This window comes from Amycolatopsis sp. TRM77291, assembly GCF_054166285.1.
On record NZ_JBSZHF010000001.1, the window covers coordinates 4,394,766 to 4,417,488 of the forward strand.

Annotated in this window: 21 protein-coding genes; 8 read left to right on the forward strand and 13 right to left on the reverse strand. The window is 69.9% G+C overall.

Translation table 11 applies throughout. The annotated features are described in order from the left end of the window. Positions 1 to 69: 69 nt before the first annotated feature. The 3 genes from ACXIZN_RS20195 to ACXIZN_RS20205 all read left to right on the forward strand — a co-directional run bounded on the left by ACXIZN_RS20195 (position 70) and on the right by ACXIZN_RS20205 (position 3,315). Positions 70 to 684 carry a TetR/AcrR family transcriptional regulator gene (locus ACXIZN_RS20195; protein WP_457956221.1) on the forward strand — a complete coding sequence of 205 codons (615 nt, stop codon included), beginning with the start codon at positions 70 to 72 and terminating at the stop codon, positions 682 to 684. A 103-nt stretch (positions 685 to 787) separates the two neighbouring features. Continuing rightward, positions 788 to 1,585 carry a hypothetical protein gene (locus ACXIZN_RS20200; RefSeq protein WP_457956223.1) on the forward strand — a complete coding sequence of 266 codons (798 nt, stop codon included), beginning with the start codon at positions 788 to 790 and terminating at the stop codon, positions 1,583 to 1,585. Positions 1,586 to 1,701: 116 nt separating this feature from the next. Next, positions 1,702 to 3,315 (forward strand): succinic semialdehyde dehydrogenase, encoded by a 1,614-nt coding sequence (locus ACXIZN_RS20205; RefSeq protein ID WP_457956225.1) that lies wholly within the window; start codon positions 1,702 to 1,704, stop codon positions 3,313 to 3,315. 69 nt (positions 3,316 to 3,384) lie between these two features. Here the strand turns inward: ACXIZN_RS20205 and ACXIZN_RS20210 are convergent, their stop codons facing one another. From ACXIZN_RS20210 to ACXIZN_RS20250, 9 genes are all read right to left on the reverse strand, one after another. Further along, entirely contained in the window at positions 3,385 to 6,411 is a 3,027-nt protein-coding gene (locus tag ACXIZN_RS20210) for a helix-turn-helix transcriptional regulator (RefSeq protein ID WP_457956226.1), read from the reverse strand. Positions 6,412 to 6,474: 63 nt separating this feature from the next. After that, positions 6,475 to 6,687: a hypothetical protein gene (locus ACXIZN_RS20215; protein WP_257487991.1), complete on the reverse strand. Its 213-nt coding sequence runs from the start codon at positions 6,685 to 6,687 to the stop codon at positions 6,475 to 6,477. A 161-nt stretch (positions 6,688 to 6,848) separates the two neighbouring features. Further along, complete coding sequence (locus tag ACXIZN_RS20220) at positions 6,849 to 7,058, reverse strand: DUF397 domain-containing protein (RefSeq protein ID WP_125688181.1); 210 nt, start codon at positions 7,056 to 7,058, stop codon at positions 6,849 to 6,851. After that, a complete protein-coding gene (locus ACXIZN_RS20225) occupies positions 7,042 to 7,956 on the reverse strand; it encodes a helix-turn-helix domain-containing protein (protein ID WP_126734853.1) in 915 nt (304 codons plus the stop codon). The genes ACXIZN_RS20220 and ACXIZN_RS20225 overlap by 17 nt, the downstream gene beginning before the upstream one ends. A gap of 450 nt (positions 7,957 to 8,406) precedes the next feature. Then, a complete protein-coding gene (locus ACXIZN_RS20230) occupies positions 8,407 to 9,306 on the reverse strand; it encodes an acyl-CoA thioesterase (RefSeq protein ID WP_192745501.1) in 900 nt (299 codons plus the stop codon). Positions 9,307 to 9,501: 195 nt separating this feature from the next. Further along, a complete protein-coding gene (gene pyk / locus ACXIZN_RS20235) occupies positions 9,502 to 10,926 on the reverse strand; it encodes a pyruvate kinase (protein WP_457956228.1) in 1,425 nt (474 codons plus the stop codon). 110 nt (positions 10,927 to 11,036) lie between these two features. Beyond that, positions 11,037 to 11,702, reverse strand: a complete 666-nt coding sequence (locus ACXIZN_RS20240) for a DUF2461 domain-containing protein (protein WP_457956229.1) — start codon at positions 11,700 to 11,702, stop codon at positions 11,037 to 11,039. Positions 11,703 to 11,774: 72 nt separating this feature from the next. After that, the gene (locus ACXIZN_RS20245) at positions 11,775 to 12,995 is read right to left on the reverse strand and encodes a glycoside hydrolase family 18 protein (RefSeq protein ID WP_457956230.1); all 1,221 of its coding nucleotides are present in this window, start codon (positions 12,993 to 12,995) and stop codon (positions 11,775 to 11,777) included. 210 nt (positions 12,996 to 13,205) lie between these two features. After that, positions 13,206 to 13,547 (reverse strand): winged helix-turn-helix transcriptional regulator, encoded by a 342-nt coding sequence (locus tag ACXIZN_RS20250; RefSeq protein ID WP_457956232.1) that lies wholly within the window; start codon positions 13,545 to 13,547, stop codon positions 13,206 to 13,208. A 104-nt stretch (positions 13,548 to 13,651) separates the two neighbouring features. Between ACXIZN_RS20250 and ACXIZN_RS20255 the strand changes: the two genes are divergently transcribed. Next, positions 13,652 to 14,122, forward strand: coding sequence for a group II truncated hemoglobin (locus ACXIZN_RS20255; protein ID WP_457956233.1), 471 nt, complete (start codon positions 13,652 to 13,654; stop codon positions 14,120 to 14,122). Positions 14,123 to 14,160: 38 nt separating this feature from the next. Further along, positions 14,161 to 15,603, forward strand: a complete 1,443-nt coding sequence (locus ACXIZN_RS20260; protein WP_457956235.1) for an aromatic amino acid ammonia-lyase — start codon at positions 14,161 to 14,163, stop codon at positions 15,601 to 15,603. Between the two features lie 228 nt (positions 15,604 to 15,831). On the opposite strand, the gene ACXIZN_RS20265 is transcribed toward ACXIZN_RS20260, so the two are convergent. Together ACXIZN_RS20265 and ACXIZN_RS20270 are read right to left on the reverse strand one after the other, a co-directional pair. Further along, a complete protein-coding gene (locus tag ACXIZN_RS20265; protein ID WP_457956237.1) occupies positions 15,832 to 17,316 on the reverse strand; it encodes an amidohydrolase family protein in 1,485 nt (494 codons plus the stop codon). 165 nt (positions 17,317 to 17,481) lie between these two features. Beyond that, entirely contained in the window at positions 17,482 to 18,507 is a 1,026-nt protein-coding gene (locus tag ACXIZN_RS20270) for a 6-phosphofructokinase (protein ID WP_034322513.1), read from the reverse strand. 282 nt (positions 18,508 to 18,789) lie between these two features. On the opposite strand from ACXIZN_RS20270, the gene ACXIZN_RS20275 reads away from it, so the two are divergent. Beyond that, positions 18,790 to 19,866, forward strand: a complete 1,077-nt coding sequence (locus ACXIZN_RS20275; RefSeq protein ID WP_457956238.1) for a 3-deoxy-7-phosphoheptulonate synthase — start codon at positions 18,790 to 18,792, stop codon at positions 19,864 to 19,866. A gap of 96 nt (positions 19,867 to 19,962) precedes the next feature. Here ACXIZN_RS20275 and ACXIZN_RS20280 read toward each other — a convergent pair whose 3' ends face one another. Then, positions 19,963 to 20,448, reverse strand: coding sequence for a polyadenylate-specific 3'-exoribonuclease AS (locus ACXIZN_RS20280; protein WP_016332795.1), 486 nt, complete (start codon positions 20,446 to 20,448; stop codon positions 19,963 to 19,965). Between the two features lie 20 nt (positions 20,449 to 20,468). Further along, positions 20,469 to 21,230: a lysophospholipid acyltransferase family protein gene (locus ACXIZN_RS20285; protein ID WP_457956240.1), complete on the reverse strand. Its 762-nt coding sequence runs from the start codon at positions 21,228 to 21,230 to the stop codon at positions 20,469 to 20,471. A 214-nt stretch (positions 21,231 to 21,444) separates the two neighbouring features. On the opposite strand from ACXIZN_RS20285, the gene ACXIZN_RS20290 reads away from it, so the two are divergent. Both ACXIZN_RS20290 and ACXIZN_RS20295 read left to right on the forward strand, forming a co-directional pair. After that, positions 21,445 to 22,215, forward strand: a complete 771-nt coding sequence (locus ACXIZN_RS20290; protein WP_457956242.1) for an alpha/beta hydrolase — start codon at positions 21,445 to 21,447, stop codon at positions 22,213 to 22,215. Beyond that, entirely contained in the window at positions 22,212 to 22,715 is a 504-nt protein-coding gene (locus ACXIZN_RS20295; protein ID WP_457956244.1) for a hypothetical protein, read from the forward strand. Before ACXIZN_RS20290 ends, ACXIZN_RS20295 begins: the two co-directional genes overlap by 4 nt. The last annotated feature ends 8 nt before the right edge of the window (positions 22,716 to 22,723 follow it).

Sequence of the window (22,723 nt, forward strand, 5' to 3'; positions counted from 1 at the left end):
CGCTTAGAATGTAAGTTCCATCCGGAATGTACATCCGTACCGAGCTGCACGTAAAGGGGGCAGGATCCGGTGAGCGTGCTCGGCAAGACCCACCGCACTCAGGCCGAGCGCCGGGAGCAGACCCGCACCGCCCTGCTCGACGCGACCATCGACTGCCTGGTCGACCTCGGCTACGCGCGCACCTCGGTCCAGGAGATCTGTGCCCGCGCCGGCGTCTCGAAGGGCGCCGTACAGCACCACTTCTCCGCGAAGGCCGAGCTCATGGCCGCCGCCGTCGAACATCTGACGGAGAAACTGCGCGGGCGCCTCGCGGCGTCGATCACGGCGCTCCCCGGCGGCGCGTCGGGTGTCGCGGCGGCGATCGACCTGCTGTGGGAGGGCTACTCCGGCACGCTGTCCACGGCGGCCACGGAACTGTGGGTCGCGGCGCGCACCGATCCCGAACTCCGGGCGGCGATCCGCCCGGTCGACCGGGCGCTGGGCCGTTCGACCCTGGAGCACATCACCGCGGTCGCCGGCGACCTGCCGAAGGAACGCGCGGAGATCCTCTTCTGGCTGACCGTGAACCTCACGCGCGGGCTGGCGCTGGACGCCGAACTCGGCGGCGATCCGAAGCGGCGGCGCCAATTGCTCGACGAATGGAAACGCGTCGCGGTGATGTTGTACGAGGACAGCTCCGCGTAGCACGCGCGAAAGCCCTTGACCAGAGCACAGCTGACACTTATCCCGTCGGCCGATCCGTGGTGGAATTCCTTGCTGGACAACAGAACCGGCGGAGGAGTCGACCATGAACGCGCCGCAGCAGCAGCCGTACCAACCGACTGGCCCGTTCGGCGCAATACCGCCCGCCGCCGCCCCGCGCCCGCCGTCCGACGTGCGGCTCCCTCGCCTTTTCGCCGCGATGATGGGGGTTTTCGCCGGTCTCCTGGTCCTCATCGCGACTTTTCTCCCGCAGTCGACGTACGAGCAGATCTCCGACGGCAAGACGGTGTCGAAATTCGCCGAGACCGGCTGGACGCGGACCTTCGACATCGAACCGTCGGCGGAGGAGAAGGAGTTCTACGACAAGACGCATGTCGCCCGCTACGGCATCCCGCTGTCCGCCGCCGCGCTGACCCTGTTCGCCGGGGCCGCGGTGGGTTTCGCCGCGTACCAGCGCAATTCGGGTTCACCCGCCGCGACGACGTCGAGGACGCTGCTCATCGCGGGCGGGGCGGGGACCGCGGCCTGCGTCTGGATGCTCGGCATGGACATCTCGGCGAGCCTGAGCTTCGGACAGGACACCGGCCGGTTCGTCTCGCGTTATGGGACGGGGAGCGGATTCTGGATCCTGCTCGCCGGCGGGCTCGTGGCGTTGCTCACGATCGGGCTGGCGGTCGTGGCCAACCGTCGTGAGCCGGCGCCACCCCGGCAGGCCCCTTACCCGGTCGCCTACACCCCTTACCCGCCCGGCGTTCCTCCGCAGCACTTCCAGCAGGCCCACGAGCCGCCGTCGCCGCCGACCCCGCCCGCGGGCTCCGCGTTGCAGCAGCAGGACATCCTCCGGCCCTCCCCCGACAACCCGCCCCAGCCGGGCAATACGTGAAACTGATTCACATCAGCGGTGGACAGTCTCCATACCGGCAGTATGCTGTACTCGTCGGTAACACCTGGGCTCTGCGTGGCGCTCCCCGGCTCCGCGCGGCATGGAACGGAGACGGCATGACGAGCACGACACCGGCGAGCGCGGGCCACCACACCGAAGGACCGGCCACCATCGGCGACGTCCCCGGCGCCCCGGCCGCGGCCAGGGCGGAACGGCTCGTGCGGCGGGTCGTGGGCGGGGCGGATTCCGCGCCGGTCCAGATGCGCGCGCCCTTCACCGGGCAGCCGATCGCGACCCTGCCCCAAGCCACCGACGCCGACGTCCGCGCCGTGTTCGACCAGGCGCGTGAAGCTCAGCGCGCGTGGGCCGAGCGGCCGGTCGAAGACCGCCAGCGCATCCTGATCCGCCTGCACGACCTGGTGCTGAAGCGGCAGGAAGAGGCGCTCGACCTCGTGCAGATCGAGGCGGGCAAGGCGCGGATGGACGCCTTCGACGAGGTCAGCGCCACCGCCCTCGTCGCCGCCTACTACGGCAAGCACAGCGCGAAGATCCTCTCCCCGCGTCGCGCCGCCGGGCTCATCCCAGTGCTGACGAAGGTCGGCGAGATCCGGCACCCCAAGGGCGTCGTCGGGATCATCTCGCCGTGGAACTACCCGCTCGCGCTGACCGCGATGGATGTCCTGCCCGCGCTCGCGGCGGGCAACGCCGTCGTGCAGAAGCCGGACAACCAGACCGCGCTCTCGGCGCTGTGGCTGCAGGAGGTCGCCGAGGAAGCCGGGCTGCCCGCCGGTATCTGGCAGATCGTGCTCGGCCGCGGCTCGCAGATCGGCGACGCGCTCGTCGAGGAGTCGGACTATCTCTGCTTCACCGGATCCACGCCCACGGGCAAGGGTCTCGCCGCGAAGGTGGCGGAGCGGCTGACGAGCTATTCGCTCGAACTCGGCGGCAAGAATCCGATGATCGTGCTGCCCGACGCGGATATCGCCAAGACCGCGACCGGCGCGGTGACCGCGTGCTTCTCCTCCGCCGGGCAGCTGTGCGTCTCGGTCGAGCGCATCTACGTCCACGAGTCGATCCGCGAGGAGTTCACTCGCGCCTTCGTCGCCAAGACCGCCGCGCTGCGGCTCGGCGGCGCCCTGGACTACCAGGCGCAGATGGGGTCTTTGACCTCCGAGGCCCAGCTGGAGACGGTGTCGGCGCACGTCGAGGACGCCCGGTCCAAGGGCGCGAAAGTGCTCACCGGCGGTAAGGCCCGGCCCGACCTCGGCCCGCTGTTCTACGAGCCGACCGTGCTCACCGACGTCTCCGAGGACGTCAAGCTGTTCGCGGAGGAGACGTTCGGGCCGGTCGTGTCGATCTACGGCTACACCGACGTCACCGACGCGATCGAGCGCGCCAACGACACGAAGTTCGGGCTGAACGCGAGCGTGTGGTCGCGCAACGGCCGGGCGGGCTGGGAGGTCGCGGCGCGGCTGAAGGCCGGGACCGTCAACGTCAACGAAGGCTTCGCGGCGACCTTCGGGACCGTGGGGCTGCCGATGGGCGGGATGAAGGAGTCCGGCGTCGGGCGGCGCAACGGCTCCGAAGGCCTGCTCAAGTACACCGAGGCGCAGGCGATCGCGGTGCAGCGCGGGATGCCGCTGCGCCCCGGCCGCGGAATCCCGCCGAAGCTCTGGGCGCGAGGCCTGAGCGCCGGTCTCAAGGCGCTCCGCCGCCTCCCGCGCCGCTGACCCACGCGTTTCGTCCTCTGGATGCGGTACTTGCACGCGCAAGGACCGCGTCCAGAGGACGAAACGCGGTCAGGAGGACGAGGTGGGCGCGGCCAGCAGGCCCCGGTCGTAGGCGATCGCGACGGCCTCGGCCCGGCGGCTCGCGCCGAGTTTCGCCATCACGCGCGAAAGGTGGACGCTCACCGTCTTCTCGCTGATGTACAGCTCTTCGCCGACCTGCCGGTTGGTCCGGCCGAGCGCGACGCGCTCCAGCACGTCGCGTTCCCGATCGGTGAGCGGATCCACGACGTCACGACGCGGCGCCACGGCCTCCCCTGGCAGCTCGACACGCGCCCGGTGGCTGAGCTCGCGGACGGCTTCGCGCAGCGGGCAAGCGCCCAGCCGGTCGGCCACCGCGTGCGCGGCCAGCAGCTCCGACGCGGCGAGCGCGGTGTCGCCGTCCGAAGCCAGCAGGGACTTCGCGTGCTGCAGACGGCACATGGCCTGCTCGTACACCGCGCCGTACCCGAACGCCTCGACCGCCTTCGCCCACAGCGCCGGATCCCCCGCGCCACGAAGGCAGCTGCCGAGCGCCTCCAGCCGGGCGAGCCACGCCAGCGCTTCCGGCCCCAGCGTCACCGAACGCGGGATGCCGTGTTCGGCGCAGTGGCGGCCGTGGGCGAGGAACTTCTCGCCCGATTCCACCGCGGCCTCGACCGTCGCCAGATCACCGCGTACCCGTGCTTCGGCCGCCTGCGCGACGGCCGCCGTGAGACCGTGCACGCTGATCCGGATCCCGCCGAGCACGGCGGGTTCGACCTCTTCGAGCCAGTCGATCAGCTCGTGCGCCTGCCGCACCGCGCCCGCGTGGTCCCCTCGCCACGACGCGAGCTGGATCGCGGCGTCGGCCGACGCGAGCGCGATCGAGTAGTCCGCGCTCCAGTGCTGCCGCAGGCTCGGCAGGATCTTGTCCGCGTCCGCGAACCGGCCCCTGCCGACGACGAACTGCGCCCAGATGCTCAGGAACCGCCCCGCGACGACACTCGAAACACCGCGGCCCGCGCGGCCGGCGTCGTCGTCTTCCGGCCAATCGCCGCTGACGTACCGCAGCGTGAGGTGCTTGGTCCGCAGCTCGATACCGAACGAGCTCCAGGTCAGCCCGGTCTCCTTGGCCCGCTTGATGCCCTTGGCGTAGTACTTCAGCGCGGACCGGATCTCGGCCCGGTCGTCGTAGCTCAGCCCGAGGAAGTGCAGAGCCCGTAGCTCGCCGTTGAGCGCGCCGGAATCCCTGGCCTTCCGCTCGGCCTCGCGCAGCCGCTCCCGCGCCTCCTCGACGTCGCCCGCCGAATCGGCCAGCGTCCCGAGCGAGACCAGCGCCGCCGCCTCCGCCCCGCCCGCGCCGACGGCCCTGGCGTCGGCGACCGCGGCCAGCGCGCACTGCAGCGCCTCGTCGTGCCTGTCGATCAGCCGCAGGATCCCGGCGCGGGTGGCGAGCACCCAGGCCCGCGCGGCACTCGCCTCGGTGTGCTCGACCAGCTTCCAGGCCTTGTCGATCGCCACGACGACCTCGTCGATCGTGCCGTCGACCGAAAGCAGTGCTTCCGCGTGCCGCCGCCAGACCTTGGCGGCCCGCTCGTTGCCGGTGTCCGGGCCGAGCGCCTCGGTCGCGGACCGCGAGTAGGCCACCGCGCGCTCCGGCTCCCCCGACGTGCTCGCGAAATACGACGCCTCGTGCAGGAGACGGAGCTCGTCGACGCCCGGCGGCCGGTCCGCCGCGGGTACGGCGTCCCAAATGGACAGTGCCTGCTCGACGTGCCGCAGCGCGGAACCGGGCGCGCCCAGCTTCTCCGCCTCCTCCATCGCGCGCAGCAACGCGGCCAGCGCGGTGACGAAGTCCTTGCTCTCCATGCTGTGGTGCGCGAGCCGCGCGTCCTGGCCGCGGCCTTGTGCCCGGTCGCGGATGCGGGCCGCGTATGCCGCGTGCATGCGCACCCGCTCCCCCGGCAGCAGGTCGCCGTACACCGCTTCCTGCAGCAGCGCGTGGCGGAAGGTGTAGAAACCGTTCTCGATCACCAGCACGTGATGTTGCACGGCCTCGCGCAGCGCCTCGTCGAGTTCGAGCTCGTCCAGCCCGGAGATCTCGGCGAGCGCGGCGTGCGCCACCGCGTCCTTCGCGACCGAGACCACGCGCAGCACCCGGCGCGTGATCTGGGAGAGCTGCTCCACCCTGGCGAGGAGTACTTCGGCCAGTCCGGCGGGGAGCTCGCGGCAGTCCTTCGCGGACGCGAGCAGCTCCTCGACGAAGAACGGATTGCCTTCGGACCGGGCGACGATGTCGGCGATCAGGTCCTGGCCGATCGGCTCGTCGGCCAGCGCCTCGACGAACGCGCGCGCGTCCTCGGCGCCGAACGGCCTGACCTCGACGCGTTCGACCGCGCCCAGCCGCACCACCTCGGACAGCACCGCCCGGAGCGGATGCCGCCGGTGGACGTCCTCCTCGCGATAGCTCGCCACCACCAGCAACCGCTGGGTGCGCAGCCTGGTCAGGAGGAAGGACAGGAGGTTCCGGGTGGAGCCGTCGGCCCAGTGCAGATCCTCCAGGAGGATCACCACGGGCCGGCGCTGCGCGATGACGGTCAGCACCCCCAGTACCGCGTCGAACAGCTGGAGCTGGCCGAGGTCCTGTTCGGGACCGAGCCGTTGCGTCGACACGCGTTCGCTCGCGGTGAGCTGACCGTCTTCGATGGCGGGGTAGTCCTCCGCCTGCTGCATCTGCGGGAGCAGCCTGCCCAGCGCCGGCCGGGCCCGGACCGCGGCGGTGACCGCGGGATCGGACGTCATCGCCAGCGGCGCCAGCGCCTCGGCGAACGGAAGATAAGGGAGACCGCCCTCATGGACGTCGATACAGCGCCCGGTGAGCACCAGGGCGCCCGCGCCGGCGGCGTACTCGCCGAGCGCGGTCAGGAGGCGGGTCTTGCCGACGCCGGCATCACCGGAGAGCAGCACCGCGCCGGCCTCGCCCCGTTCTGCACGGGCGAAGGCGGCGCGGAGCTGCCGCATCTCCTGAGTGCGGGCGACGATCGGGATTCCGGAGCCAAGACGGGGCACGAGGTGCATTCTTGCCTACCGGACCGACAACTTCGCCTGTGTTTTCGCCGAGAGCTTCATCGCACTCGACCTCTACCGGGTGACGTCGCCGCTGCGGGCGGGCGCCTGCCGGACCTCGCGGCGCTCCTGGGCGGGCACCCGGACTTCGGCACGCTGCGCGCGCATCCGCTTGCCCGCCCGGCGGGCCCGGTCGACCCATACGCTGCGGCCCGCTCGCTGCAGCTCTTCGCGCCGGTACTCGACCTCGGCCAGTACGCCGGTGAGCAGAGCGTCGTTCGTGTTCATTCTTTTCCCCTTAGGAACTCACTGCCTTGTTGGTAGTGACGAGATTCGTCCTGAGGGGTGCCCTGAGGCATCGGGTGATCACCTACACCCGGACGTGATTCGACCCCTTACGCCGGCCCATCCCCTGCTCGGGGGGCGTAAGGGGTCGAGTTCGATGGTCTCTAGCCGTGATCCGGGCCACTCGCGCGCACAGCGCCGAGCAGCCCCCGCCAAGCCTGCGGGGAGAGGCGGAAGGCACCTCCCTCAGGGTCCTTGGAGTCCCTCAGCGCGGCACCGGAACCGGTGAAGGCGACCTCGACACAGTCGTTGCCGCCACCGCTGTGGCTGCTCTTGAACCACCGGGCCTGGGAAAGGTCATCGTTGGGCGTCATGCTCCCCACTCCTTACTTGTTTCCAGTGACTTTCCGGAAGGGCCGCCTGTTCGGCGAACCTCCCGGCGGCCTCGGCGATCACCTCGACCGAGTCGTCCGGCTTCAACGCGGCGGCACGCAGATGGTCGAACATCAACGCGTATCGCCGGACGTCCGGGGGTTCCTCCAGGTAGAGCCCGCTGGAGGTGCTGTCGACGTAGACCACGTCGGTGTCGGCCAGTTCGGGGAAGCCCATGATGAGGAACGGACCCTCCATCCCGGGATGGGCACCCGCGCCGAACGGCACGATCTGGACGGTCACGTTCGCCCTCCCCGCCATCGTGACCATCCGGTACAGCTGTTCCGCCATGACCTCGGGCCCGTCGACCACGCGGTGCAGGACCGCTTCGTCGATGACGGCCCAGTACTCCGGTGGCGAGGGATCGGTCAGCAGTTCCTGCCGCGCCATCCTCGCCGCCACCCGGCGCCTGATCTCGGCGTCCTCCGCGTCGGGCCGCATCGCCCTGATCACGGCCCTGGCGTACCGCTCGGTCTGCAACAGGCCCGGCACCAGCAGCGCCTGGAACGCCCGCAGCGAACTCGCGTCCGCCTCCAAGCCGACGAACGTGCCGGTGAACACCTCGTTATACGCATGCCACCAGCCGCGTTTGCGGGCTTCCCTCGCCAGCTGGACGAGCGCCTCCTGCTCGTCGCCCGCGATGCCGTACAGCTCGAGCATGTCGCGCGCGTCGCGCGGGGTGACGCCGACGTGCCCAGTCTCGATACGGCTGACCTTCGACGCCGAGCATTCGAGCTTCTCGCTCACCTCGTCGATGGTGAGGTCGGCCGCCTCGCGCAACCGCCTCAGCTCGCTCGCCAGCCGCCGGCGGCGCACGGTGGGTCCCTGACCCCTCGTCATCACGGCACCTCCACAAGCTGTCCGAGCTCCAACGATCGCGACACGGCGAGGAGAACAATGTTCTATGCCCCGCACGAAGCACATCTAACCAGCCCGAGACACATTCGGTGAGATGGTCACACGACCATTTTCACCCACGCGTCGATTTTCATCCTGCAATTTGCAGATTGCCGTTGTAGGTTGAGCATTGTGCAACGCGGTACGCCCGCCCTCACCGGCGGCAGCGGATCCGCTCGCGGCACGGGCGCGGGGCCGCGAGCTGCACCGATGGGCTTTCGGAAGGATACCCGTCGAAGCCGGATTCACCCCCGGTGCAGGGCCGGAGCCGTCCCCCGATCGGTTCCGGCCCTCCCTTTATGCCCGCATTCCGTAATGCTCTGGCTCCAGATGTTAATGCGTTTCGCCATTCCCTCTAAAGGGTGGACAAGGCTGGATCTCGACTGCGGAACGTCACACGACTCGCAGAAGGCCTTCCTGGACGACGGTGGCGATATGCGTTCCGTCCGCGGCGAAGAACCGGCCGGTCGCCAGCCCCCGGGCACCCGACGCGGTCGGCGAAGCGCTGTCGTAGAGGAACCACTCATCGGCCCGGAACGGGCGGTGGAACCAGAGCGCGTGGTCGAGGCTCGCGCCGAGCACCTTGTCGAGATCCCAGTAGACGCCGTGGCGCGCGAGGACCGAGTCCAGAAGGGTCATGTCGGAGGCGTAGGTCAGCACACAGACGTGCAGCAGCTGCTGATCCGGGAGCTTGCCGTCGGCCCGCATCCAGACCTGGTTCCTGGCGGGCCGGTCGCCCGACTTCCTGGTCACCCACGGCGGGTCGTTGACGTAGCGCAGGTCGATCGGGCGCGGCCGGTCGAGATGGCCCATGAAGTACCCCTCGGCCCGCTCCTGCAGCGTCGGGAGCGACTCGGGGTCGGGGACGTCCGGCATGGCCTCGGAGTGCTCGATGCCGCCCTCGTCCTTCTGGAACGAGGCGGACAGGGAGAAGATCGCCTTGCCGTGCTGGATGCCCACGACGCGGCGCGTGGTGAACGAGCGGCCGTCTCGGATGCGGTCGACCTCGTAGACGATCGGGACGCTCGGGTCGCCGCCGCGGATGAAGTACGCGTGCAGCGAGTGGACCTTCCGCTCCTCGGGCACCGTGCGGCCGGCGGCGACCAGCGCCTGCCCCGCGACCTGCCCGCCGAACACCCGCACCGGCGAATGCGCGGGCGAGACGCCGCGGAAGATGTTCTCTTCGATCTTCTCCAAGTCCAGCAGCGCGACCAGCCGGTCGAGCACGGGCTGCCCGCCCGTCCCGCCGGCGTTGTCGAAACCGGCCGCGGCTTCCCTGGCCATCTCAGTCATGTCATGGACTTTAGGCCGTGCGGGTGCCCTGGACCCTGGCGAGGCGGGACGTTTGTCGCGAAGGCCACCTTCGGGACACCTGGGACGGTACCGGTGAGCCAGAGTGGCGATCTCGGGCCGAGACTTAGTGAAGGCCTCCTTCCCTACGCTGACGGTAGGGAAGGAGGCCTTCACGGACTTTCGCGGAGACCGGCGTCAGGCGTGGTCGTCCTCGCCGAGGCGGTGCACGCGGATGAGGTTGGTCGAGCCGACGGTCCCGGGCGGGGAACCGGCCACGATGACCACCAGGTCACCCTTGGCGTACTTGCCCATTTCGAGCATCGCGTGGTCGACCTGCTGGATCATCTGGTCGGTGGAGCCCACCTTCGGCACGATCCGCGTCGTGGTGCCCCAGGTCATCGCGAGCTGGCTGCGGACGCTCTCCTCCGGCGTGAACGCCAGCAGCGGCAGCCGCGTGTGCAGCCGCGCGAGCCGCCGGACGGTGTCACCGGACTGGGTGAAGGCGACCAGCGCCTTGGCGTTCAGCCGCTCGCCGATGTCGCGGGCCGCGTAGGAGATGACGCCGCGCTTGGTGCGCGGGACGTGCGACAGCGGCGGCACGACCGGCGAGTCGGTCTCGACGGCCTCGATGATCCGGCCCATGGTCTGGACCACCTCGATGGCGTAGCGGCCGACGCTGGTCTCACCCGAGAGCATGAGCGCGTCCGCGCCGTCGAGCACCGCGTTGGCGACGTCCGAGGCCTCGGCGCGGGTCGGGCGGGAGCTGTTGATCATCGACTCGAGCATCTGCGTCGCGACGATGACCGGCTTCGCGTTCTCGCGGGCGATCTGGATGGTGCGCTTCTGCACCAGCGGGACCTGCTCCAGCGGGAGCTCCACGCCGAGGTCACCGCGGGCGATCATCACCGCGTCGAAGGCCAGCACGATGGCTTCGAGGTTGTAGACCGCTTCGGGCTTCTCGATCTTCGCGACGACCGGGAGGCGTCCCTTGCCGACGCGGTCCATCACCTGGTGGACCAGGTCGATGTCGGCGGGCGAGCGGACGAACGAGAGCGCGATGAAGTCCACGCCGAGTTCGAGCGCGAACTCGAGGTCTTCGATGTCCTTTTCGGACAGCGCCGGCACGGAGACGTCCATACCCGGCAGGGAGACGCCCTTGTTGTTGCTGACGGGGCCGCCTTCGGTGACCTCGCAGACGACGTCCGGGCCCTCGACCTCCTTGACCACGAGGCCGACCTTGCCGTCGTCCACGAGGAGACGGTCGCCGGGCTTCGCGTCGTCGGCGAGTCCCTTGTAGGTGGTCGAGACGCGGTCGTGCGTGCCCGCGACGTCCTCGACGGTGATGCGCACGATGTCGCCGTTGTGCCACTCGACCGGGCCGCCGGCGAAGGTGCCGAGACGGATCTTCGGCCCCTGGAGGTCGGCGAGGATGCCCACCGCGCGGCCCGATTCGGCGGCGGCGGTGCGGATGAGGTCGTAGACCTGCTTGTGGTCGCTGTGCGTCCCGTGGCTGAAGTTCATCCTCGCGACGTCCATCCCGGCGTCGACGAGTTGCCGCATCTTCTCCGGCGTAGCGGTCGCGGGGCCCAGGGTACAAACGATCTTCGCGCGTCGGCTCACGTTCGCACAGCGTAGTCCCTCATCGCGGATACGTCTGTACCGATACCGAAAGTTCAAGAAAAGTGTCAGTTGACCTGGGCGACGGACAACCGTCGATCAGGGTTCGGTGGTTATCGTCGCGGCTTCTCGCTCGGCCCGACCCGGTCCCGCGCCCACTCGTTGAACGCGCGGACCTGCCGCCACGCCTTCCGCACCCGGTCGAGGGCGCCGCGTTCGTGCAGGACGTCGTCCGGTTCCCAGCCGCGGACGGCGTACACGGAGCGGTACTTCAGCAGGTCGATGCGGGGATGGTCCTCGGCGAAGCCGCGCGGCTTCGACTTGAGCCTGTCCCCCTTGATCTCCCAGCCGGCCTTCTCCAGCTTCGCGAGGATCTTGGCCAGCTCGGCGCCGCGCAGTTCGGTGTCGACGGCCTTGCGGAAACGGGCGAGCTGATCGGACTCGAAGTGGAAGCAGCCGCCGCCGACCCGCAGCCCGGCCGGGCCGACCTCGACGTAGTACGCGCCGCCGGCGCGGCCCTGTTCGATCACCGCGCCGCAGTGGGTCTTGTACGGCGTCTTGTCCTTGGCGAACCGGACGTCGCGGTACGGGCGGAACACCTTGCCCTCGCCGAAGCCGTCGCCGAACTCCGGCACCAGCTCGGCGAGCAGCGCCTCCATCGGGGCGCGGACGTCGGCCTTGTAGGTGGCGAGGTTCGCGTCCCAATAGGACTTGGAGTTGTCCGCCTCGAGACCGTCGTAGAAGTCGATGGCGTACTCGCCGAAACCCTCGAAACCCATGTAGTGACCGTAATCCTCACCACCGACGGAAGCGCGTGAAGGGGGCCTTCACGCGCTTCCGTCGGAGAGGCCTTACTTGGCCAGCGCGGTGATCAGCTCGCCGTCGGTGGTGTCACCGGACAGCTCCCAGAAGAAGGCGCCGCCGAGCCCCTGGGTCTTGGCGTAGGTGACCTTGCCGCCGATGGTCGCGGGGGTGTCGTAGCTCCACCAGTCGCTGCCGCATTTCGCGTAGGCCGTGCCCGCGACGGTGCCGGTGGCCGGGCAGGTGTTCTTCAGGACCTTGTAGTCCTGGATGCCCGGCTCGGTGCCCGCCGCCGGACCGGTCGCGGTGCCGCCCGGGGCCTCCTGGGTGACGCCGGTCCAGCCGCGGCCGTAGAAACCGATGCCCAGCAACAGTTTGTTCGCCGGGACGCCCTTGCTCTTCAGCTTCTGGATCGCGGCGTCGGAGTGGAAGCCGGCGGTCGGGATGCCGTCGTAGCCGGTCAGCGGCGAATGCGGGGCGGTCGGGCCCTGCGCGGCCCAGGCGCCGAAGTAGTCGTAGGTCATGACGTTGTACCAGTCGAAGTACTGCGACGCGCCGCCGTAGTCCGCCGCGTCGATCTTTCCGCCGTCGGTGCCGTCCGCGGTGATCGCGGCGGTGACCAGCTTCGAGCCGAACTTCTCCCGCAGCGCCTGCGCGAGGTTCTTGATCGCGGCCGGTCCGCTGGTGTCACACGAGAGACCGCAGGCGTTCGGGTACTCCCAGTCGATGTCGATGCCGTCGAAGACACCGGCCCAGCGCGGGTCGTTGACCAGGTTGTAGCAGGACTCCGCGAACTTGGCGGGGTTCTTCGCCGCCTCGCCGAAGCCGCCGGACCAGGTCCAGCCGCCGAAGGACCACAGCACCTTGAGGTCCGGGTACTTGGCCTTGAGCTTCTTCAGCTGGTTGAAGTTCCCGCGCAGCGCACCGGTGTCCCAGCTGTCGGCGACGCCGTCCACACTGCCCGCGGCGTCGTAGAACTTGCTGGTCGCCGCCTCCGCGTCACCGATCGCGCAGCCACCGTTCGTCACGTTGCCGAACGAGTAGTTGATATGCGTCAGCTTGTTCGCCGAACCCGAGGTGTCGATGTTCTTCACCTGGTAGTTCCGCTGGTAGACGCCCCATTCGGCGAAGTACCCGAGTACCTTGCCGACCGAGGCCGCCGTCGCTTCCGGCTCGGCTGCCGCCTGCCGCGCCGGCGCCGCGACGGCCAGCGCGCCCAGCGCGACGGCCGCGGCACCCGCGATCGCGGTGAACCTGTTCAAACGGGACATGCGTTCTCCCTTCCCGGTCACCAGCGGTGACGAGAGGACTGCGGCGGGACACGCACAAGTTAAGTGGACTAGACCACACCGTCAATGGTTCAGACCAAGACTTTCGGATGGACATTTTCGAACATTCTCCGACGGGAATATGCCGAAAGCCTCGCTGAGCTGGCCCAGGCCCACCAGCCGGGCTGCCCCGCCATAGCGGGACGTCGGCAGTCAGTGAATCGGTAACGGCTCGAACGTGATCCCGCGGTCCGCCCCGCGCCGGGTCCCCCAGTCGTAGAGCGCCTCGAGTGCGGGGCGTAACCGCTCCCCCTCCTCGGTGAGCCGGTACTCGACGTGCGGAACCCGCCCCTCCCGGCTCTCCCGGAGCACGAGGCCGTCCGCCTCCAGTTCGCGCAGGTGCTGGATCAGCATCTTCTCGCTTACGCCCGGCATCCGGCGCCGGAGTTCGCCGTACCGGTGCACCCCCTCCTTCAGATGCGACAGGATCACCGGCTTCCACTTGCCGCCGATGACGTCGACCGCGAGCTCGACCGCGCAGCGGTACCGCTTCATCGTCACTCCCGTTGGCACGCACCGAAAAGTAAGCGGTTGTCCCGAGCGATCCGGGGTGATTGCCTTGCCGGACCGGAAGATCAGCGCCGCTGGGAGGACCCTACGTGACCGAGACGCCGACGTTGTACGAATGGGCGGGCGGGCTGGCCGCCTTGCGACGGCTGACCACCGTCTTCTACGGCCACGTGCTGAAGGATCCGTTGCTCGAACCGGTCTTCCGCGACATGGACCCCGGCCATCCCGAGCACGTCGCGGTCTGGTTCGCCGAGGTGTTCGGCGGCCCGGAGACCTACAGCCGCGACCACGGCGGCCACCGGCACATGGTCGGGCGGCATCTCGGCCGCGCCATCACCGAAGAGCAGCGCCGCCGCTGGGTGAACCTGCTCTTCGACGCCGCCGACGAGGCCGGGCTGCCCGCCGATCCGGAGTTCCGCTCCGCGTTCGCCGCGTACGTCGAATGGGGCAGCAGGCTCGCGGTGATGTTCTCGCGACCGGGCCGCGAGGTCACCGTCCCCGAGCCCATGCCGAAGTGGGACTGGGGCAACCGGCCGCCCTGGCAGCCGCCCTCGGCCTGAAGGCGTTCATAGTGGGGCGGTCGTGAAAGGAGGCCGCCGTGATCCGGGTGGACGGCCGGACCCTGCGCTGCGCGGACGTCGTGACCGCCGCAGGCACTGAGGGTCCGCTGGGCATTGACGTGTCGATCGCCGCACTGCGCGGCGCGGAAAGCGCGTGGAAACTCGCCGACGAGCTGAGCACGCGCCGCATCGTCTACGGCCGCACCACCGGCGTCGGCGCCAACAAGGAGGACCCGGTCGGCGAGGGCGAATCGCCGGATCACGGGCTGCGGCTGCTGCGCAGTCACGCGGGTGGCAGCGGCGACGTCATGTCCCCCGGCCAGACCAGGGCGATGATGCTCATCCGGCTCAACCAGCTGCTGGCCGGACGTTCGGGGCTCAGCCCCGAGCTGATCGGGGCGCTGGCCACCGCCGTGCGGACCGGCGCGCTGCCGCTGGTGCACCGGCTGGGCGCGATCGGCACCGGCGACCTCGCGCCGCTCGCGGAGACCGCGCTCGCCCTCACCGGCGAACGGCCGTGGCTGGCGGGCAGCGTGCCTCCGGTGCCCGTGCGGGCCGGTGACGCGCTCGCGTTCATGAGCAGCAACGCCGCGACGCTGGCCGAAGCGACCCTCGCGGCGATGCGGCTCGACACCCTGACGCGGGCGAGTCACGTCGTCGCCGCGCTCACCTACATCGCACTCGACGGAAACCCGGAGGCCTACGCGACCCCCGTCCACGAGGCACGTCCGCACGCCGGGCAGGTCGCGTGCGCGGCGGAGATGCGGCGGCTGCTCGGGATGGAGGGCACGCCCAAACCCGGCAGGCGGATCCAGGACCCGTTCGGCCTCCGCGCCTTCCCGCAGGTGCAGGGGCCCGCGCTCGACGCGATCCACTACCTGCGCGACGTGCTCGCGGTGGAGATCAACGCCAGCACCGAGAACCCGATGATCTCCACGGTGCACCAGGACGCCTACCACCACGCGCATTTCCACACCGCGTACGTCTCGACCGCGCTCGACCAGGTGCGCGCGACCGTCCACCAGGTCGCCGAGCTGTCGGTGGCCCGGCTGGGCGACCTGGTGGAGCCGGAGTTCACCGGGCTGCGGCCGTTCCTCGCGGCCGGGCCGTCGGGCAGCTCGGGCGTGATGATCCTGGAGTACGTCGCGCACGACGCGCTCACCGAACTGCGACAGGCCGCGCTCCCGGCGACGCTGGGCACCGCCGTCGTCTCACGCGGGATCGAGGACCACGCGAGCTTCTCCACCCAGGCCGCGCGGGCGGCGACCGCGGCGGGCTCGGCGTACCAGCAGGTGCTGGCGTGCGAGCTGGTCGCGGCCGTCCGGGCGCTGCGGATGCGGAAGGCGGACCTCGTCTCCCTCCCCGCTCGGGACGCCTACGAGGCGGCCGCGGCGGTGCTCGATCCCAGCGTCGAGGACCGGCCGCTCACCGAGGACATCGCGCGCGCCGTGTCCCTTTTGGACACCCTCGCGCGGATCTGACTCCCCGCGTTTCGTCCTCTGGATGCGGTAGTTGGTATCACGAACTACCGCATCCAGAGGACGAAACGCGGGAGGTCAGATCCGCGCGAGGGTGTCCAAAAGGGACACGGCGCGCGCGATGTCCTCGGTGAGCGGCCGGTCCTCGACGCTGGGATCGAGCACCGCCNTCCTCTGGATGCGGTAGTTGGTATCACGAACTACCGCATCCAGAGGACGAAACGCGGGAGGTCAGCAGCAGCAACCCCGCCGGGCGAGGGCGTGGACCCGGGCGCTCGTGGCCGCCGTCGGCCGGTTCGCGGCGACCTCGACGGCGTCGAGCATCCGCCGTCGCTCCGCCCTGTCGAGGATCCGGCCGCGGGTGATCACCGTGTCGATCTTCGCGACGTTGCGGATGTCGGCGGCCGGGTTCGCGTCCAGCAGCACGAGATCCGCCTCCTTCCCCACCGCCACGGTGCCCGACGTCGCTTCCCGGCCGAGGAACCTCGCCGCGTCACCCGTGACGGTCTTCAGGGCCTGCACCGGGGAAAGCCCCGCTTCGACCAGGAAGGCGAGTTCCTCGTGCAGCCCGCTGCCGGGGAAGGTGTACGGGTTGAGGCAGTCGGTGCCGCCGACGAGCCCGACGCCCGCTTCGTGCGCGACGCCGACCAGCCGCAGCGTCTCCTGGTAGTAACGCTCATGCAGGACGACGTCCTCAGGTGTCTTGGGCGCGAACCGTTCGATGCCCTTGGCCCAGCTCTCGCGGACGTCGGCGGGCACGTACTTCAGCCGCGGGTCCTGCTGGTGGGTTTCGGCGGGCTGCGTGACCACCCGGTTGATCGTCAGCGTCGGCGAATGCCAGGTGCCGTTGCGCCGCAGCCTGCCGAAGTAGGACTGTGCCCGGCCGTGGTCATACGTGGTGACCGACTCGAACTCCAGCCGCCGTGCCAGGTCGAAGAAGGCACGCGGCGCCGCGGGGTCGTAGGGCGTCTCCGCCAGCCTGCCGAGGATCTCGTCGCGCCGGGACGAGCAGTGGATGGACACCCCGAAGTAGTGCTCGAGGCTGTGCTGGCCGAGGTCGCTCACCTCGAGGTGCGACAGCTTGTACGGCCAGTGCCCGGAGAACCGGAGGCCCTGCGCGCGGGCTTCGTCCGCGAGCGCGCGCACGGCGCCGGACCCGAGGTAGGAGTAGATCTTGACGAATTCGGCGCCCGCGGCCTTCTCCGCGCGGACGACGGCTCGCGCTTCGGCCGCCGTCGACACGTGGAGCACCGGTGGCGCCAGCAGCGTGACCGGCCCGTCGACGATCCCGCTCGCCAGCACCATGCGCGGGCCGAGCAGTTCACCGCGTTCGATCTTGGCCTTCGTCTCGCGGTTCTCCGCGTACCCCCACATCTCGCGGACGCCCGTGACACCGTGGATCAGGTGCAGGGGCGGGACGATGTCTTCGAGGTCCGCGCTGTGGGTGTGCATGTCCCACAGTCCCGGGACGAGGTATTTGCCGCGGCCGTCGATCACCCGCGCGCCACCGATTTCCGGCAGCTCGGCGGAGCCGCCCACCCGGACGATCCGGTCGCCGGCGAGCACGACCGAAACGCCCGGCCGTGGCGCGGCACCCGTGCCGTCGATCAGCGTGACGTCGGCGATGACGACGAGCTCGCCGAGGCCGGCGCCTGCCGTGCCGGGCAACAGCCCGGCGAACGCCATCCCGGTCCCCCCGGCGGCAAGCAATCTCAAGAACTCGCGCCTACTGGATCCCGCACCCGCCATGAGAACCGCCGTCCCTTTCACCCGGATCCCCAGATGGCCGATTCAACTTGCCGCGGCGGCGGGGCCGCAAGAAAAGGAAGGCCCCTTACCCGGATTCAGCACAAAGTAAGGGGCCTTCTCATCGAACCGGGCTCAGCCGAAGAAGACCTCGGCCTCTTCGTACCGCTCGACCGGGACGGTCTTCAGCTCGGCGGTGGCTTCGGAGAGCTTGACGCGGACGATGTCCGTGCCGCGCAGCGCCACCATCACGCCGAAGTCACCGTCGGCCACGGCGTCGACGGCGTTGAGGCCGAACCGGGTGGCGAGCACGCGGTCGTACGCCGTCGGGGTGCCGCCGCGCTGGACGTGCCCGAGCACGACCGCGCGGGACTCCTTGCCGGTGCGGGCGGCGATCTCGTCGGCCAGCCAGGTGCCGATGCCGCCGAGCCGGACGTGCCCGAAGGCGTCCTTCTCCCCGGTCAGCAGCTTCTCCTCGCCGCCCTCGGGCAGCGCGCCCTCGGCGACCACGATGATCGGCGCGTACTCCTTCTCGAACCGGCGCTCGACCCACGAGACGACCTGGTCGACGCTGAAGTGCCGCTCCGGCACCAGGATCACGCTCGCGCCGCCGGCGAGACCGGAGTGCAGCGCGATCCAGCCCGCGTGCCGTCCCATGACCTCGACGACCAGGGCCCGGTGGTGTGATTCGGCCGTGGTGTGCAGCCGGTCGATGGCCTCGGTGGCGATCGAGACGGCCGTGTCGAAGCCGAAGGTGTAGTCGGTGGCGCCGAGGTCGTTGTCGATCGTCTTGGGCACCCCGACGACGCCGACGCCGTCGTCGGTCAGGCGCTTCGCGACGCCGAGGGTGTCCTCGCCGCCGATCGCGATCAGCGCGTCGACCTGCTGCTCGGCGAGCACGGCCTTGATCTTGTCGACCCCGCCGTCGACCTTGTACGGGTTGGTCCGCGACGACCGCAGGATCGTGCCGCCGCGGGTCAGGATGTCCTCGACGTCGTTCAGGCCGAGCGGGCGGCTGTCCCCGGTGAGGGGACCGTTCCAGCCGTTGCGGAACCCGACGATGTCCCAGCCGTGCACCTCGATGCCCTTGCGCACCACAGCGCGGATCACCGCGTTGAGCCCCGGGCAGTCGCCACCGCCGGTCAGCACACCGACACGCATGAGAAGCCTCCGTCTTGTGTTCCGTAGAGATGACAGTCACATGTCCCGCCGCCAGCGTAGCGGGAGTTCTCTGGATCGGTGCAGGGCGGACCACCTCGGGAATCGGTCCACGCCCGCGGTGTGCTAGCTTGGCCCCGTGCAGCGCTATTTCTGGTTTACGAAGCCGGCCCCGGGTGGGCACGGCCGCGTGAACCTGCGCTGACCTCCACCCCGAGCCGGAATCACACCGGCTCGGCGAGTTCCCGCGGGTCGGTATCCCTTTCGAAAGGAACCAGACCCGCGATGTCTCCCTCCGCTGACACCCTGATCGCCCTCGACGGGCACCGCACGGCGGCCATCAACCCGCTGCTGTCGCCCGCGATGCTGCGGCACGAGCATCCGATGACGGCGGAAATCGCCGATACCGTCCTAGCCGGGCGGGCCTCGGCCGTCGACATCCTCGACGGCCGGGACGACCGGCTCCTCGTCGTCGTCGGGCCCTGCTCGGTGCACGACGCGGACGCCGCGCTCGACTACGCCCGCCGCCTCGCCGCCAAGGCCGAAGAACACCGCCGCGACCTGCACATCGTCATGCGGGTCTACTTCGAGAAGCCGCGGACCACGCTCGGCTGGAAGGGCCTCATCAACGACCCCGGGCTCGACGGCACGTACGAGGTCAACCACGGCCTGCGGATGGCGCGCAAACTGCTGCTCGACATCTCCGCGCTCGGCCTCCCGGTGGGCTGCGAGTTCCTCGACCCGATCACCCCGCAGTTCATCTCCGACACCGTGACCTGGGGTTCCATCGGCGCGCGGACCGCGGCGAGCCAGGTGCACCGGCAGCTGTGCAGCGCGCTGTCGATGCCGGTCGGGATCAAGAACTCGACCGAGGGCGACGTCCAGGTCGCCGTCGACGCCACCCGCGCGGCCGGCGCCAGCCACGTCTTCGCGGGTATCAACCCCGACGGGCTCGCCGCCCTGATCACCACGGCGGGCAACGAGGACTGCCACGTCATCCTGCGCGGCAGCTCGGCGGGCCCGAACTACGACCCCGCGACGGTGGCCGACACGCTGGCGCGGCTGGCGAAGTCGGGACTGCCCGAGCGCGTGATCATCGACGCGAGCCACGGCAACAGCGCGAAGGACCACGTGCGGCAGGCCACGGTCGTCCGCGAACTCGCCGATCGGATCGGTGCCGGTGAGCGGGGCATCGCGGGGCTGATGCTGGAAAGCTTCCTGGTGGAGGGGCGGCAGGACCTGACGCTGGGCTCGGCCGCTTCGCTGACCTACGGGCAGTCGATCACGGACGCGTGCCTCGGGTGGGACACGACGGCGGAGCTGCTGGACACCCTCGCGGAGGCCGTCGACTCCCGCCGGTAGCGACTCGCTGCCCCATGCCGTGAAGGCCTCCTTCCCTACCTTGAGCGTAGGGAAGGAGGCCTTCACGGACCCATCAAGCGGGCTGCCGGGAAGCGCCTACCGGTGCCAGTAGGACTCGATGATCTGCCACCGCTGGTAGTTGTGCCGCGCGTCGGCCAGCGCGTCGTGCTGGTCGTCCGGGGCCGAGGGCAGCTTCGGCTTGCCCGCGTCCTCCCAGCGTTGCCGCAGGTCACGCGTGAACCGCGGCAGCTGGCGCGGCAGCGCGGGCATCGGCCCCCACAGCTGCGCCAGCGCGACGTGGTCGTAAGCGGCGAACCAGGCCCACAGTTCGATCCCGCCGGGCGGTTTGCCGAAGAACTCGAGCAGATCCGTGCGGATCTTCTCGCGGCTGCGCCACGCCGGGTCGGCGGGCGACGGGAGTTTCGGGAGCACGTTGTCGCGAACCCAGGGGCCGGCCTTGCCGGGATCGAAATCGGTCGAGACCGCGTAGAACTCGCGTCCTCTTTCGTCCACGACACCGATCGACACCAGATCGATGGTCACGCCGTCCTCAATGAATTCGGTGTCGTAGAAAAAGCGCACCGGAGAACCCTAGTGGGGCCTCAGCCGACCTTGGTGTCCGGGATACGGGCGACGTCCTTGGCGGACGGCTGCGCGGGCACCTTGGGGCGGAGCCCCGCCTCCTCGGCGGCGAGCAGTTCCTTCGCCTTGGCGGCGTAGATGTCGACGTACTCCTGGCCGGAGAGCTCCATGAGCGCGTACATGATCTCGTCGGTGATGGACCGCTCGATGAAGCGGTCGCCGGCGAGGCCCTCATAGCGCGAGAAGTCGAGCGGCTTGCCGAAGCGGATCTCGAGGCGGCGCGGCCACCACATCTTCGAGCCGATCGGGTTGACCTTGTCGGTGCCGATCATGGCGACCGGGACCACGACGCCGCCGGATTCGAGCGCGATCCGCGCGACGCCGGTCTTGCCCTTGTACAGGCGGCCGTCCGGGGAACGGGTGCCTTCGGGGTAGATGCCGAGGAGGTGGCCCTCGCGGACCAGCCGGGTCGCGGTGTCGAGCGCGGCCTGCGCGGCGTTGCCGCCGGAGCGGTCGATCGGGAACTGGCCGACGCCGGTGAAGAACCACTTCTTCAGCAGGCCCTTGAAGCCCTTTTCGGTGAAGTACTCCGATTTGGCCGGGAAGGTCACCTTGCGCTTGACGCGCAGCGGCATGAAGAAGGAGTCGGCGACGGCGAGGTGGTTGCCGGCGAGGATCGCGCCGCCGTCGTCGGGGATGTTCTCCGCGCCGACGACTTTGGTGGGCCACAGCGCCTTGAGCAGTGGCCCGATAAACACGTGTTTCATGAGCCAGTACAGCACTGCGAAAACTCCTCCTAGCACCTCGACCCCCGCGCCCGATGGTCAAGACTACGAATCGCGCACCCCAGGCACAACGAAGTCCACCCGGTTACCCGCACCCAGCGACGGATCTCACATCCGATCCGGCCCGATTCCGCCGGTGGCCGGGGGCCCACAAGCCGCTCCGGTCGTGCGAACATAGGAGACCTACCCAGCTCTCACGGAAGGCGATCGCATGGCCGTCCTCGCCGGCGCGGAACCGTTCGCTCACACCGGTTCGACCGAAGCAGGGTTCCTGCTGTGCCACGGATTCACCGGCACCCCCGCGAGCATGCGGCCCTGGGGAGAGCATCTGGCCGAAGCCGGTTACACGGTGCGCTGCCCGCTCCTTCCCGGGCACGGCACCCGGTGGCAGGACATGAACCGGACCGGCTGGGAGGACTGGTACGGCGCGGTCCGTGAAGAGCTGCTGGCGCTCTTCGCGACCTGCGAGACGGTGTTCGTCGCCGGGATGTCGATGGGCGGGACGCTGACGCTGCGGCTCGCCGAGGAGTTCGGCGACCGGATCGCCGGCATCGTGCTGGTGAACCCGTCGATCCTGACGCTGCGCCGGGACGCCAAGCTGCTGCCCGTCCTGTCGAGGATCCTGCCGTCGGTGCCGGGCGTGGCGAACGACATCGCGAAGCCCGGCGAGACGGAGCTGGCCTACTCGCGGACCCCCGTGCGCGCCGCGGCCAGCCTGGCGAAGCTGTGGAAGCTCACCCGCGCGGATCTGCGCAAGGTGACCCAGCCGGTGCTCCTGCTCCACTCGGCCGTCGACCACATCGTGGAGCCGGTCAACTCCCGGGTGATCCTGGACGGGATCGGCAGCGACGACGTCACCGAGGTGGTGCTGGAGAACAGCTTCCACGTCGCCACGCAAGACCACGACGCGGGCCTGATCTTCACGCGTACGGTGGACTTCGCCCGGTCCGTGCGCCGGGCGGGACAGGTGGACGCCGGATGAGCAGAGGCAAGGACGGGCCGGAGGACGTCGACGCGACGTTCGCCGAGATCGTGGCCGACCTCCGTGCGGAGGGCGTCGGCCTGTTCCCCGACGACGACGTGGAGAAACCGGCCGGGAAGACGGCGGAGAAGCCCGCCGAGAAGACACCCCGGCCCGAGCCGTCGGAGGCCGAACCCGAACCGGGCTGGCGCGGCGGCGGCACCAGCTGGGACAAGACCCTCTTCGAGGACGACCCCGCCGGGCCGAGCGACGACGAGGGCCATTTCGTGCCGCCGGAGCCGCCTCCCCTGCCGCGTCCGCGCAAGGGCGCGTTCATCGTCCTGCTGTTCTTCGTGCTCGGCCTGCTGCTCCTGATCGCGCCCAACCTGATCGGCATGGGCACCCGGCTCGGCACGCCCCTCGGCATCCTCGCCCTCGCGACCGCGATCGCCCTGCTCCTGCTGCGGGTGCGTCAGGGGCCGCCGCCCGGCGCGGATCCGAACAACGGCGCCCAGGTCTGATCTGCCGG